Annotated in this window: 14 protein-coding genes and 1 other RNA gene; 8 read left to right on the top strand and 7 right to left on the bottom strand. The window is 65.5% G+C overall.

Going from position 1 to position 13,538, the window contains the following annotated elements; translation table 11 throughout:
* Window positions 1–8 precede the first annotated feature (8 nt).
* A complete protein-coding gene (locus ASG57_RS24985) occupies window positions 9–428 on the bottom strand; it encodes an HIT domain-containing protein (RefSeq protein WP_024337163.1) in 420 nt (139 codons plus the stop codon).
* Between the two features lie 188 nt (window positions 429–616).
* On the opposite strand from ASG57_RS24985, the gene ffs reads away from it, so the two are divergent.
* From ffs to ASG57_RS24965, 5 genes are all read left to right on the top strand, one after another.
* Window positions 617–713: signal recognition particle sRNA small type (gene ffs / locus ASG57_RS36320), an RNA gene on the top strand.
* A 95-nt stretch (window positions 714–808) separates the two neighbouring features.
* A complete protein-coding gene (locus ASG57_RS24980) occupies window positions 809–2,647 on the top strand; it encodes a DNA polymerase III subunit gamma/tau (RefSeq protein WP_024337164.1) in 1,839 nt (612 codons plus the stop codon).
* A gap of 24 nt (window positions 2,648–2,671) precedes the next feature.
* Entirely contained in the window at window positions 2,672–2,992 is a 321-nt protein-coding gene (locus ASG57_RS24975) for a YbaB/EbfC family nucleoid-associated protein (protein ID WP_024337165.1), read from the top strand.
* Entirely contained in the window at window positions 2,992–3,597 is a 606-nt protein-coding gene (gene recR / locus ASG57_RS24970; protein WP_024337166.1) for a recombination mediator RecR, read from the top strand. Before ASG57_RS24975 ends, recR begins: the two co-directional genes overlap by 1 nt.
* A gap of 28 nt (window positions 3,598–3,625) precedes the next feature.
* Window positions 3,626–4,060 (top strand): hypothetical protein, encoded by a 435-nt coding sequence (locus ASG57_RS24965; protein ID WP_024337167.1) that lies wholly within the window; start codon window positions 3,626–3,628, stop codon window positions 4,058–4,060.
* Window positions 4,061–4,187: 127 nt separating this feature from the next.
* On the opposite strand, the gene ASG57_RS24960 is transcribed toward ASG57_RS24965, so the two are convergent.
* Together ASG57_RS24960 and ASG57_RS24955 are read right to left on the bottom strand one after the other, a co-directional pair.
* Complete coding sequence (locus ASG57_RS24960) at window positions 4,188–5,549, bottom strand: AmpG family muropeptide MFS transporter (protein WP_024337168.1); 1,362 nt, start codon at window positions 5,547–5,549, stop codon at window positions 4,188–4,190.
* A 193-nt stretch (window positions 5,550–5,742) separates the two neighbouring features.
* Window positions 5,743–6,942 carry a DNA recombination protein RmuC gene (locus ASG57_RS24955; protein WP_024337169.1) on the bottom strand — a complete coding sequence of 400 codons (1,200 nt, stop codon included), beginning with the start codon at window positions 6,940–6,942 and terminating at the stop codon, window positions 5,743–5,745.
* 170 nt (window positions 6,943–7,112) lie between these two features.
* On the opposite strand from ASG57_RS24955, the gene def reads away from it, so the two are divergent.
* The 3 genes from def to truA all read left to right on the top strand — a co-directional run bounded on the left by def (window position 7,113) and on the right by truA (window position 9,549).
* On the top strand, window positions 7,113–7,640 hold the full coding sequence (def, locus tag ASG57_RS24950; protein ID WP_024337170.1) for a peptide deformylase: 528 nt from the start codon (window positions 7,113–7,115) through the stop codon (window positions 7,638–7,640).
* Between the two features lie 122 nt (window positions 7,641–7,762).
* Window positions 7,763–8,698: a methionyl-tRNA formyltransferase gene (gene fmt / locus ASG57_RS24945; protein WP_057197918.1), complete on the top strand. Its 936-nt coding sequence runs from the start codon at window positions 7,763–7,765 to the stop codon at window positions 8,696–8,698.
* Window positions 8,699–8,811: 113 nt separating this feature from the next.
* A complete protein-coding gene (truA, locus tag ASG57_RS24940; protein ID WP_057197916.1) occupies window positions 8,812–9,549 on the top strand; it encodes a tRNA pseudouridine(38-40) synthase TruA in 738 nt (245 codons plus the stop codon).
* A gap of 75 nt (window positions 9,550–9,624) precedes the next feature.
* Here truA and dapE read toward each other — a convergent pair whose 3' ends face one another.
* The 4 genes from dapE to ASG57_RS24920 all read right to left on the bottom strand — a co-directional run bounded on the left by dapE (window position 9,625) and on the right by ASG57_RS24920 (window position 13,488).
* Complete coding sequence (gene dapE / locus ASG57_RS24935) at window positions 9,625–10,791, bottom strand: succinyl-diaminopimelate desuccinylase (protein WP_057197914.1); 1,167 nt, start codon at window positions 10,789–10,791, stop codon at window positions 9,625–9,627.
* Between the two features lie 10 nt (window positions 10,792–10,801).
* Window positions 10,802–11,647, bottom strand: coding sequence for a 2,3,4,5-tetrahydropyridine-2,6-dicarboxylate N-succinyltransferase (dapD, locus tag ASG57_RS24930; protein ID WP_024337174.1), 846 nt, complete (start codon window positions 11,645–11,647; stop codon window positions 10,802–10,804).
* 148 nt (window positions 11,648–11,795) lie between these two features.
* Window positions 11,796–12,488: a pyrimidine 5'-nucleotidase gene (locus tag ASG57_RS24925; RefSeq protein ID WP_057197912.1), complete on the bottom strand. Its 693-nt coding sequence runs from the start codon at window positions 12,486–12,488 to the stop codon at window positions 11,796–11,798.
* 13 nt (window positions 12,489–12,501) lie between these two features.
* Complete coding sequence (locus ASG57_RS24920) at window positions 12,502–13,488, bottom strand: DUF1036 domain-containing protein (RefSeq protein WP_057197910.1); 987 nt, start codon at window positions 13,486–13,488, stop codon at window positions 12,502–12,504.
* Window positions 13,489–13,538 lie beyond the last annotated feature (50 nt).

Below are 13,538 nucleotides of genomic sequence, written 5' to 3'. Positions count from 1 at the left end.
TTGTTCTTTCAACCCAACCAGATCTTGCGGCGAAGCGCGCTGATGAAATTCTGCACTTCAGTGGCATCGTGCGCCAGCGGCGGCATGACGCCCCAAACCGGTCGCGGCCAGGCCGCGTCGCTGGTGCGGCGTGCGATGATGTGAACGTGAAGCTGCGGCACGAGATTGCCGAGGGCGGCGACGTTGAGCTTGTCGCACTTGGTGATCTCCTTGAGGGCGCGAGATACGCGGGAGATCTCGGTCATCAGCTGCGCCTGCTGCACCTCGTCGAGGTCGATGATCTCGACCGCGTCGGGGCGCCGCGGCACCAGCAGCAGCCAGGGATAATGCGCGTCCTTGATGACCAGCACCTTCGACAGGGGCAGGTCGCCGATGTCGATGGTGTCCTCTTTCAGGCGGGAGTGCAGCGACCAGGCAGGTTCGGGCATGAAGACCTTCTCGTGATGATTCCCACCGTCGCAGAGACCACGGTTCCGGACAATAACCGTGATACGCCGTTGCATCGGGGCGGGCATGCCGATCCGGTCGGGCCAGCCGGCCCCGTGTGTCCCGGGACCCTGGGAACAGTCATCCTGCCCGCTTGCTTTCCGCTCCCTTTGGCCCCAAATAGGGACCGGGAGATTGGCGGTGGACGAGCCACTCGCCAACCGGGTCAGGTCCGGAAGGAAGCAGCCCTAACGAGGTCCGGATCGGGTCGCTCGTCAGTCTCCTACTTGTTTTTTCGAGCGAATTGCGCCGGCGGTCGCCCCGCCAGGCGCGCTCCTTTCCGCAAGAGCCGGCCGAGAGAGATTTCATTGCGGATCGACCGATGACCGACGCTGGCGCCCCTCCCAATCCCGATAGCGCCGGCCAGGCCGGCAATGCACCCTACCGGGTGCTGGCACGCAAATACCGCCCGTCCTCATTCGATGACCTGATCGGCCAGGAGGCCGTGGTCCGCACCGTCTCCAATGCGTTCGAGACCGGGCGCATTCCGCAGGCCTGGATTCTCACCGGCGTCCGAGGGGTCGGCAAGACCACCACGGCGCGCATCCTCGCCCGGGCGCTCAACTACGAGATGCCGGATGGCTCGGTGAAGGGCCCGACCATCCACATGCCGACCTTGGGCGTGCATTGCCAGGCGATCATGGAAAGCCGGCACATGGACGTGCTGGAGATGGACGCCGCTTCGCATACCGGCGTCGACGACGTCCGCCAGATCAACGACAGCGTGCGCTATGCCCCCGCCAGCGCCCGCTACAAGGTCTACATCATCGACGAAGTCCACATGTTGTCGACGGCGGCGTTCAACGCCTTCCTGAAGACGCTGGAGGAGCCGCCGGAGCACGCCAAGTTCGTGTTCGCGACGACCGAGATCCGCAAGGTCCCGGTCACCGTGCTGTCGCGCTGTCAGCGCTTTGATCTGCGCCGGGTCGAGGCGGACGTATTGATGAAGCACCTCGCCAATATCGCGACGAAGGAAGGCGTCGAGATCGAGCCCGAGGCGCTCGGCATCATCGCCCGCGCCGCCGAAGGCTCGGTGCGTGATTCGCTGTCGCTGCTCGATCAGGCCATCGCGCATGCGGCGGGCCAGGTGAAGGCCGATGCCGTCAGGCAGATGCTGGGGCTTGCCGACCGCACCCGCGTCATCGATCTCTTCGAGTCGCTGGCGCGCGGCGACATCGCGGCCGCCTTCAAGGAGTTCCGCGACCAGTACGACGTCGGCGCCGATCCGGTCGTGGTGCTCTCTGACCTCGCCGAATTCGTCAATTTCGTCACCCGTGTGAAGGTCATTCCGGCGGTTGCCGACAACGTCGCCTATGGCGAAACCGAGCGCGTGCGCGCCAAGGAGTTCGCTTCGAAGATCTCGATGCGCGTGCTGTCGCGGATGTGGCAGATGCTGCTCAAGGGCATCGCCGAGGTGCAGGCGGCGACGCGCCCCGCCGCGGCCGCTGAGATGGTGCTGGTGCGTATCGCCTACGTTGCCGACCTGCCGACGCCAGACGAAGCCATCAAAATGCTCGAGCAGAACGGCGGCGGCTCGCCGGTCGTGAACGGCGGCAGCGCAGCGCGCAGCAGTGCGCCGTCCGCGCCGATGTCCTCCGCAGCGCCGGTTTCCGCAGCGCCGGTTCGCATGCCGACATCCTCGCCCTCCTCGTTCGGCGGGGGCGGTGCCCGGCCGCAGATGGCGGCCCCCGCGCCGGATCCGCAGGCCGCAGCGCCCGTGCTGCGCGTCACCAGCTTCACCCAGCTCGTCGCCCTCGCAGGCCAGAAGCGCGACATCATGACCAAGAGCGCGCTCGAAGGCGACATGCGCCTCGTTCGTTTCGAGGAAGGCCGGCTGGAAGTCGCGCTCGAGCCCAACGCCTCCAAGACCATGATCTCGGAGCTCGCAAAGAAATTCGAGCTGTGGACCGGCCGGCGCTGGACCGTGATCGTCTCCAACGAGCAGGGCCAGCCGACGCTGCGCTCGGTGAACCAAGCGGCCAAGCAGGAGCATGCCCGTACCGCGGAAGCCGATCCGCGCGTGCAGGAGGTGCTGTCGCGTTTCCCCGGCGCCAAGGTCGTCGAGGTCCGCAGGCTTGCCCCCGAGGCGCCGGAATCCAATATTAACGCGGACTACGGCAGTGACGATCCGCCCGACGGTTCCGATGGCGACGATCTCTGACCATTCTTTCAAGGACGAGCACCCATGGCTGATTTTCTCGGCATGATGAAGCAGGCGGCGCAGCTGCAATCCAAGATGCAGGAGATGCAGGAGCAGCTCGCCAACGTCGAGGTCGAGGGCATCTCCGGCGGCGGCCTCGTCGCCGTGCGCATGACGGCGAAGATGGACGTCAAGGGTGTCAGGATCGATCCCTCGTTGATGAAGGCGGAGGAGCGCGAGGTGCTGGAAGACCTGCTCGTCACCGCCTTCGGTGATGCCCGCCGCAAGGCGGAGACCGCGATGCAGGAGAAGATGCAGGCCCTCACCGGCGGGCTCGGCCTGCCACCGGGGTTGTTCGGCCAGTAATTATGAGCGCTGTTGCAGGTCCTGAGATCGAGCGGCTGGTCCAGCTGCTCGCGCGGCTGCCGGGCCTCGGTCCGCGCTCGGCGCGGCGCGCGGCGCTGCATCTGATCAAGAAGCGCGAAGCACTGATGATGCCGCTGGCCTCGGCCATGCAGGTGGCGCTGGACAAGGTCCAGGTCTGCAAGACCTGCGGCAACATCGACACGCAAAATCCCTGCACCGTCTGCACGGATCCGAAGCGCGATCCCTCGATCATCGTCGTCGTCGCCGACGTTGCCGATCTATGGGCGCTGGAGCGGGCAAATGCCACCCAGGGGCGCTATCATGTGCTGGGCGCGACATTGTCGCCGCTCGACGGCGTCGGCCCCCAGGACCTCACCATCGACGCGCTGGTGGCGCGCGCGCATGATTCGCAGGTGCACGAGATCATCCTGGCGCTGAATGCGACGGTCGACGGCCAGACCACGGCGCATTACATCACCGACCTGCTTCAGGACGCCAATGTGAAGGTGACGCGGCTCGCCCACGGAGTTCCCGTCGGCGGCGAGCTTGATTATCTCGACGAAGGTACGCTATCGGCTGCGATGCGGCAGCGTACGCTGTTCTAGCAATCCAGACTTTTACGGAACGGACGATATGACGACACGATTCGCCAAACGGCTGGCCCTGGTTGCGATGATGATGGCGGTGGTGACCCCGGCTGTTTCCGCGCAGCAGGACGATGGAGTCCCGCCGCCGTCCAAGCCCGGCAAGCCGATCAACACCGGCGACGTGCTGTCGGGCGAATTGAATGCAATGAAGGTGCGCGACGTCAAGAACGGCAAACGCGTTGCGACCTACCAGATCACCACCGAGCCGCGCCGCCTGCCGCCGCCGAACGGGCTGTGCAATCTCGAGACCGGCCCCGAAACCTTCCAGCTCGTCACCTCCAGCGATGCGCAGGCCACTCAGCTGAAGTCGTTCGTCGGCAAGGAGATCTCCGTGAAGGTCGACGAGATCGCCTGCGCCAGCGATCCCGGCCAGATGAGCGAGGCCGTGATCACCAAGTGGAGCCTGATCAAGAAGCAGTAGGAGGGCGGCGATGCTGTCTCCGCCGTCATTGCGAGGAGCCCTTGCGACGAAGCAATCCAGACTGCCTCAGCGGTGACAGTCTGGATTGCTTCGCTTCGCTCGCAATGACGAAAGAGAGAGGTGAGTTCTACACCCGCGCGGGCTCCAAGGTTTCGAAATGCCCGCGCTTCTGCAAGTACGCCAGCAGCATCAAGCTCGGGATTGCGACGAGCACCGAGATCGCGAAGAACATCGGCCAGCCCGTCGCTTTCGCCAGATAACCCGCACCCGATGACAGATAGGTGCGTCCCACGGCGGCGAGCGCCGTCAGCAGCGCATATTGGGTCGCCGTGTGCAGCGGGTTCTGGCACAGCGCCGAGAGATAGGCGACGAAAATCACCGTGCCGATGGCGTTGCAGAAATTATCGGACGTGATCGCGAGAGTCAGCGCCCATTCATTGACGCCGACCAGTGCCAGCCACGTGAACGACAGGTTGGACATCGATTGGACGATGCCGCCGATCCAAAGGCTCGTTGCGAGCGAATAGCGCCGCGCCACAAAGCCGCCGGCGAAGCCGCCGGCCAACGTCGCGACAATGCCGACGCCCTTGACGATCACGGCATAGTCGTTCCGCGTGAAGCCGATATCGATCACGAACGGCACCGTCATGTTGCCGGAGAACGCGTCGGTGAATTTGAACAGCACGACGAAGGCGAGCACGACCCATGCTTCCTTGCGCCGCAGGAACTCCGAGAATGCGCCCAGCGCGGCATGAAGCACCCGCGATATCGCGCCCTCGTCCTGTGTGGCGGCCTCCGCGCGCTCGGATTGTGGAGGCTCGGTGGCGGCCAGTGCAGTCACCGTGCCGATCAGCACCAGAGCGGCCATCACCACGTAGCCCCACATCCAGGCTGCGCCACGCGGGACGATCGTCTCGAAACCCGTCACGATGAACAGGGCGCCCGCGGTCGATATCAGCATGCCGATGCGGTAGGCGGCGACATAGGCGGCCATGCCGGCGGCCTGCTCGCTTTCGGGCAGGCTCTCGACCCGGAACGCATCGACGACGATGTCCTGCGTCGAGGACATTGTCGCGACCAGCAGCGCACCGAGCGCGACGAACAAGGGTGAGCGTGCCGGATCGGTCAGCGCTAACAGCAGAATCGCGCCGATCAGCAGCAATTGCGAGAACACCAGCCACCCGCGGCGACGTCCGAAGGCACGCGTGAAGAACGGCACGTGCAGCGCGTCAACCAGCGGCGCCCACAGGAATTTCAAGGTGTATGGCGTTCCGACCAGCGCAAAGAGCCCGATCGTTCCGAGATCGACCCCCGCCTCGGCCATCCACACCAGCAGCGTCGATCCCGACAGCGCCAGCGGCAGCCCCGAGGAGAAGCCGAGGAACAGCACGATCAACACCCGCGGCTGCAGGTAAACGGAAAGGCTTTCGCGCCAGGAGGCGACGGGTGCAGTGCTTGCGGCAGGAGAGGTCGCGTCGGGGGCGGTCATGGCGGCGGTGTTAGCAGATTCCGGGGGAAAAGACTCTCGCGGTAGCTGGTGAGACGGGAGAGCTTCCGGCTCGATCGGTGTCATCGTCCGCGAAGGCGGTCGATCCAGTAATCACCAGCGGCTCGGTTCAATCACAATTGCTGCGGCGTACCGGATACCCCGCCTTCGCGGGGTATGACGGCGTGCCCCAATCTCACTCCCCCGCCTGGAGCTTCCGCGGGAACAGCTCTGCCGCTCCCGTCGCCACCAGCCGCGGACCCTCCGGCGCGTCGCTCTTGCTGAAATCGAGCTCCTCGATTCGTCCGGCACGCTTCTCGATCTTGTCGGCGGAGATCAGCACCTGGCGGACGTCCTCGTTGACGTCGGCGAAATGCTTCTGCAGCTTCAGCACACGGTCGCGCAGACGGCCGAGGTCGTCGCCGAGCTTGATCACTTCGGTGCGGATCTGGTCGGCGGCGTCGCGCATGCGCGCGTCCTTCATGATCTGCTGCATCACCTGGATCGCGAGCATCAGCAGCGAGGGCGACACCAGCACGACGCGGGCGCGATAGGCCTTCTGGATCACGTCGTCGAAACCGTCGTGGATCTCGGCATAGACCGACTCCGACGGCACGAACATCAGCGCCATCTCCTGGGTCTCGCCGGCCACGAGATATTTCTCGGCGATGTCGCTGACATGCTTCATCACGTCGCCGCGCAGCCGCTGCGTGGCAACCCGCCGCTCCTCGTCGGTGCGGGCGTCGTGCAGCGCGGTCATCGCCTCCAGCGGAAACTTGGCGTCGATGCAAAGCGGGCGCTGGTCGGGCAGGAACACGACGCAGTCGGGCCGCTTGCCGGTCGAGAGCGTGAACTGGAACTCGTAGGAGCCTTTGGGGAGACCGTCCTGGACGATCGCCTCCATCCGTGCCTGGCCGAAGGCGCCGCGCGACTGCTTGTTGGCGAGCACGTCGCGCAACGTGGTCACCTGCGTGGTGAGGTCCGTGAGGTTCTTGTGCGCGTTGTCGATGATGCCGAGCCGTTCATGCAGGGCGCGCAGGCTCTCCATCGTGTTGCGGGTGGTGTGTTCCATGGACTCGCCGACGCGATGGGTCACTGAATCCAGCCGCTCGTTGACCGCACGAGCCATCTCGGCCTGGCGGCCGGCCAGCGCCTGGGTCATGGCATCGACCCGGCCCGACGACTCGCTCTGCGCCCGCAGCACCTCGCTCAGCCGTTCCTCGAGCTCGTCGGCACGGATTGCATTGGCCATGGCGAGTTCCGCGCCGCGCCGCCCCGAGCGCGCGATCACCACCGCGATCACAATCAGCAGAATGAGGACGAGCGTGCCGAAGCCGATCAGCACGTCAACGGTACGTACCGGCCAGTCGCCAACCATGAAGATGATTTCGTTCATGCAGCCTTGTAGCCGATTCGCAGGGTCGATGCGAACGAAGAGGGAACGTGTCGGGCGACAATCCCCTGATTTCCATGGTTAACGAACCCTGAAGCTTTCATGGTTGGTGGAGGATTGACGGAGTTCCGGTCCGCATTGACCGCATCCGGCATGGGGCTTAAATCGCCGCCATGGCCCTCAGAGAAATCATCATCCTGCCCGACAAGCAGCTGCGTCTGGTCTCAAAGCCGATCGAGAAGGTCACGACCGAGATCCGCAAGCTTGCCGACGACATGTTAGAGACCATGTACGACGCGCCCGGCATCGGCCTCGCTGCGATCCAGGTCGCGCAGCCGCTGCGGCTCATCACCATGGATCTCGCCAAGCGCGACGAGAACGGCGAGACCAAGCCGCTCCCGCGCGTCTTCATCAATCCCGAGATCATCGCCTCGTCCGAGGAACTGTCGGTGTATGAGGAAGGCTGCCTGTCGATCCCCGAATATTACGAGGAGGTCGAGCGCCCCGCGAAGGTGCGCGTGCGTTTCACCGACCTCGACGGCAAGGTGCACGAGGAGGATGCCGAAGGCCTCTACGCCACCTGCATCCAGCACGAGATCGACCACCTCAACGGCGTGTTGTTCGTCGACTATCTGTCGAAGCTCAAGCGCGACCGCGTGATGAAGAAATTCGAGAAGGCCGCCAAGCGCGCGGCGGAGTAAAACTCTCTGTCGTTCCGGGGGCGATGCGAAGCATCCAACCCGGAACCTCGAGATTCCGGGCTCGGCTCTTCGAGCCGCCCGGAATGACGGTCACTGATTGCGTCCCTCCGCAGGTTCGTCACATGCCCCTCCGCCTCATCTTCATGGGCACGCCCGATTTCTCCGTGCCCACGCTGCTCGAGCTGGTCGCACACGGCCACGAGATCGTGGCGGTCTACACCCGCGCGCCGAAGCCCGGCGGCCGCCGCGGCCTGCAATTGCAGCCGACCCCGGTCGAGGACGCCGCGCGAAAGCTCGGCGTTCCCGTCCTGACGCCAAAGACGTTGAAGACCCAGGAAGCGCTGGACGAATTTCGCGCCTTGGATGCCGACGCCGCCGTCGTCGTCGCCTATGGCATGATCCTGCCGCAGGCGATCCTCGATGCGCCGAAGCTCGGCTGTTACAATCTGCACGCGTCGCTGTTGCCGCGCTGGCGCGGTGCGGCACCGATCAACCGGGCGATCATGGCAGGCGATGCCGAGAGCGGCGTCATGGTGATGAAGATGGACGTCGGCCTCGACACCGGCGACGTCGCGATGGCCGAGCGCATCGCGATATCAGACAGCATGACCGCACGCGACCTGCACGACCGTCTCTCCCGGCTGGGTGCCGACCTGATGGTGCGCGCGATGGCCGCGCTCGAACGCGGCGGCCTCCAGCTCCGAAAGCAGAGCGAGGAGGGTGTCACCTATGCTGCCAAGATCGAGAAGGCCGAGGCGCGGATCGACTGGAGCAAGCCGGCCCGTGCCGTGCTGCGCCACATCCACGGCCTGTCGCCGTTTCCCGGCGCCTGGAGCGAGCTCGCGAACATCAGCGAAAACGCGCGCGTCAAGATCCTGCGCTGCGAACTCGCCAAGGGCACCGGCGCGCCGGGCGAGGTGCTCGACGATCAGCTCACCATCGCCTGCGGCGAGGGCGCGATCCGCATCCTGGAGCTCCAGCGCGAAGGCAAGGCCCGGGTGCAGGCCGCCGACTTTCTCCGCGGCATGCCGCTGAAGGCGGGCGCGAGGTTCAACTGATGCTGTCATACCCTGCGAAGGCGGGGTATCCAGCATGCCGAGGCTCCTGAGATCGAACCGAACCGTCACGATGTACTGGATCGTCCGCCTGCGCGGACGAAGACACCGGAAAGATGCCCCGCTACAAGCTCACCATCGAATATGACGGCGCGCCATTCTTCGGCTGGCAGGTGCAGGAGACGCTGCCGTCGGTGCAGGGCGCGCTGCAGGCGGCGGTGAAGGCGATGACAGGCGCGGATTTGCGCGTGCACGGCGCCGGGCGCACCGATGCCGGCGTCCATGCGCGCGGCCAGGTCGCGCATGTCGACGTCGACAAGCAGTTTCCGCCGGGCCGTTTTCGCGACGGGCTCAACGCGCATCTGCGCCCGCATCCGATCGCGGTGCTCGAGGCCGAGATCGTGCCCGACAGCTTCGAGGCGCGCTTCTCGGCCATCAAGCGCCACTACCGCTATCGCATCGTCAACACCCGCGCCAATCTCGCGCTCGACGTCGGCCACGCCTGGCGCGTGCCGCGCAAGCTTGATGCCGATGCAATGCATGCGGCGGCGCAGCGTTTGCTCGGCAAACACGATTTCACCACGTTCCGCGACACCGAATGCCAGGCCAAGTCGCCGGAGAAGACGCTCGATCAGCTCGACGTGATGCGCGACGGCCGCGAGATCACGATCGTCACCTCGGCGCGCTCCTTCCTGCACAGCCAGGTGCGCTCGATGGTGGGCTCGCTGGTCTGGGTCGGCGAGGGCCGCTGGAGCGCCGATGATCTGTCGGCCGCACTCGCCGCCCGCAAGCGCGCCGCCTGCGGCATCGTCGCACCGCCCGAGGGCTTGTACCTGATGAAGGTGGATTATTAACCCCTAATGCCGCCACCGCCGTCATGCCCGGGCTTGTCTCGGGCATGACGGCGGAGCGTTGGGCGAGAGTTAGCCCTACCCAAAATACCGCGTCAGTATCCCCCGATACACCCGCGTCAGCCTCTCCAAATCAGCCACCGGCACGCGCTCGTCGACCTGGTGCATGGTCTGGCCGACGAGACCGAACTCGATCACCGGGCAATAGCTGGAGATGAAGCGCGCGTCCGAGGTGCCGCCTGAGGTGGACAGCTCCGGCTTGCGGCCCGTCACTTCCTCGATTGCTGCCACCGCGAGATCGGTGAACGGGCCGGGCTTGGTGACGAACACGTTGGAGTTCGACGGCTCCCAGACGATGCGGGCCTTGATGCGGTTGCCGCAGGCCTTGGCGAGGCGCGCTTCGACCAGCTCGCGCAGGCTGGCCTGGGTGTGGTTGTCGTTGTAGCGGATGTTGAATTTCGCACGGGCCTCGCCGGGGATGACGTTGCTGGCCTTGTTGCCGACGTCGACCGAAGTGAATTCGAGGTTGGAGGCCTGGAACTGCGCGCTGCCATGGTCGAGAGGCTCGTCGGAGATCGCAACGATCAAGCGCGCGATGTCCGGCACCGGATTGGAGGCGCGGTGCGGATAGGCGACATGGCCCTGCACGCCGTCGACGACGAGCGTGCCCGATTGCGAGCCGCGGCGGCCGACCTTGATGGTGTCGCCGAGCGTCTCGACATTGGAGGGCTCGCCCAGCACGCAATGGTCGAATTTCTCGCCGCGCTCGGCGGCCCATTTCAACAGCTTGATCGTGCCGTTGATGGAAACGTCTTCCTCGTCGCCCGTGATCAGGAACGAGATCGAGCCCTTTCCGTCCGCGCGCGGCTTGCCGCCATTGCCGGCGAGATGCTCCAGCACCGCGGCGACCGAGCAGGCGATGCCGCCCTTCATGTCGACCGCACCCCGGCCATGCAGGACACCGTCCTTCACCTCTCCGGAGAACGCGCCGACGCTCCAGGCGCTCTCGTCCCCCGGCGGCACCACGTCGGTGTGGCCGGCAAAGGTGATGTGCGGCCCCTCGGTGCCGATGCGTGCATAGAGATTGTCGACGTCGGCGGTGCCGGGCTCGCTGAAGGTGACGCGGTGGCAGGCGAAGCCGGCTGCGGTCAGGATCTTTTCAAGCACCCCGAGGGCGCCGGCATCGGCCGGGGTTACCGAGGGGCAGCGGATCAGGTCCTGGGCGATCGAGAGAGCATCGGTCATGCGCGTCGGATCAATCCCGCAGCAGCTCGTTGATGCTGGTCTTGGAGCGCGTGCGCTCGTCGACGCGCTTGACGATGACGGCGCAGGCGGTGCTGGGGCCGATCTGGCCGTTCTTCATCGGCTTGCCGGGCAGCGCGCCGGGCACCACCACGGAATATTCGGGCACTTCGCCCATGAAGACCTCGCCGGTCTCGCGGTCGACGATCTTTGTGGAGGCGCCAAGGAACACGCCCATCGCCAGCACCGCGCCCTTGCGCACGATCACGCCTTCGGCGACCTCGCTGCGCGCGCCGATGAAGCAATCGTCCTCGATGATCACGGGCTCTGCCTGCAGCGGTTCGAGCACGCCGCCGATGCCGGCGCCGCCGGAGATGTGGACGCGCTTGCCGATCTGCGCGCAGGAGCCGACGGTGGCCCAGGTATCGACCATCGTGCTCTCATCGACATAGGCGCCGAGATTGACGAAGGAGGGCATCAGGACGACGTTCTTGGCGATGAAAGCCGAGCGGCGCACCACCGCGCCCGGCACGGCGCGGAAGCCCGCATCCCGAAACCGGTTCTCGCCCCAGCCCTCGAACTTCGAGGGCACCTTGTCCCACCAATTCGCCTTGCCGGGACCGCCGGGAATGACGCCCATGTCGTTGAGACGGAAGGACAGCAGCACCGCCTTCTTGAGCCACTGATTGACCTTCCACTTGCCGTCGGCGCCGCGCTCGGCAACGCGCGCCTCGCCCTTGTCCAGAATCTCCAGCGACTGGTCCACGGCCTCGCGCACCTCGCCCCTGGTCGAGGTCGAGATGCCGTCGCGCGCGTCGAAGGCGCTGTTGATGGTGGATTCGAGGGCTGCAAGGGACATCGGGATTTCCTCTGGGGAGCGGGAATTTTGATGGATTGGGGCGCTTTTTCGGGATTTGCAGGGGTGGAGTCAAGGCGTACTCCGCCGTTGCCTACACTCCGCTGTCGCCCCGGATCTGCGCTGACGCCTGTCCAGGAGACGACACGGGTCAGCCTGGCGACAGCTTACCCAAGAACCTCGCCAGATCATCCGTGACATGGTCGACATGGGCGGCGTCCCGGCCTTCCAGCTCCCAATCTTCCCGCACCACTTCTTTCGTCCCGTCAGGCACCACCAGGACCGTGGTCATGCCGAGCCGGTGCGGCACCGTGAGGTTGCGGGCAAGGTCTTCGAACATGGCGGCGCGGGTCGGATCGACGGCATGGTCGCTCAGGAACTTCCGGTACGTCTGCTCAGCCGGCTTGGGCTCGAACTCAGCGGCAATGATGTCGAACACACCGTCGAAATGCGAGGCGAAGCCGAGTCTCGCCAGTACGGCATCGACATGATCGACCGAGCCGTTGGTCAGGATCAGCTTGCGGCCCGGCAGCTTTGCGATGGCCGCGCCGAGCGCCGGGTTCGGCTCGAGCGGGGAGTGGTCGATCTTGTGGACGTAGGCGAGATAATCGTCTGCGGAGACGCCGTGCAGAGTCATCATGCCGCGCATGGTGGTGCCGAAGCGCAGGTAATAATCCTTCTGGATCTTGCGCGCTTCCTCCCGGCCGACATTCAGCCAGCTGCAGACGAACTCCCCGATCCGCGCATCGACCTGCTGCCACAGGTTGACGTGATGCGGATAGAGCGTGTTGTCGAGGTCGAACACCCAGGTGTCCACGTGGTCGAAAGTGCGGGGCAAGTTCATCGAATCCTCTTGATCACGGCACCGCAAAGCGCAGCGTCTTGCCGCCGCTCGACATGTCCACGGCGACAAACCCCGTCGGCGCAAATCCGCGCGCGCCGCAATCGGTCTGCTCGCTCGTTTCGAACTTGGTCTCGCGCGTGCAGAATTGCCTGTCGCCGCCCCAATTCAGCGGCCGGTCCCTGAGCTTCACGACGCGGTTGTCGGCGTCGACCGCCTCTGCGAAACTGAAGATCTGCTTCGGCTGGCCTGATACGTCGGGGTGCAGGCAGGTCTTGGGGTCGATGCGATACCAGCCGCGGCTCGTCACCGACTTGCCGTCGTCGGTCGCGATCGCCGCCATCACCTTGTGCGGCGTGTCGTTGCACCAGGTGAGGCCTGCGGCAGACGGCGTCTGCACCGCATCGACCATGGTCTTGAAGAAGGTCTGCGAGTTCACGATGTCCGGCGACAATCCGCGGCTCTTCAGGAAGGCGGCGAGCGCCGCTTGCGTCTTCGGCCCGTCGACGCCGTCGATCGGCGCCGCGTCGTAGCCCGCGATCACCAGCAGCCGCTGGATGCCGGCGAGGCGCGCCTGCTCGTCGTCATATTCGGAATCCTCGGCGAGATAGGCAATGAGGTTGCCGTCGGCGCCTTGTGTCGGCGTCACCTGCGTGAACGAGACTTGGGTCTGACCGCTACGGCATTGCCGCGCCGCGGCGATGACGAAATTGTCCTGCGCGACGCAAAGCATGTCGCTGCCGGTTTGCGGAATCGGAGAAGCGCCGTAGACGCCGAGCGCGCGGGCGTTGAGCAGGATGCGGTCCGCCGAAAGCGTGCCCTGCACCACAACGCGGCAGGTGGCGGGGTCGATCCTGAACCAGCCGCGCGTCGCGGTTGCCGCCTTGTCGTCGATGCCGATCGCGGCCTCCACGACATAGGACATGCGGTTGCAGATCTTGAGGTCTGCGATGGCGGGCGCGGAGGAAAAGAAGAACGAGACGACCGCAGCCGGTAGCGCCATCAGGAAGCGTGTGAGCGGGGACCGGTGCGGGGGACGCGATCCCCTCGTTC

The sequence above is a fragment of the Bradyrhizobium sp. Leaf396 genome, from assembly GCF_001424605.1.
GTDB lineage: Bacteria > Pseudomonadota > Alphaproteobacteria > Rhizobiales > Xanthobacteraceae > Bradyrhizobium > Bradyrhizobium japonicum_C.
This window is presented reverse-complemented; position numbering and strand designations above follow the sequence as displayed.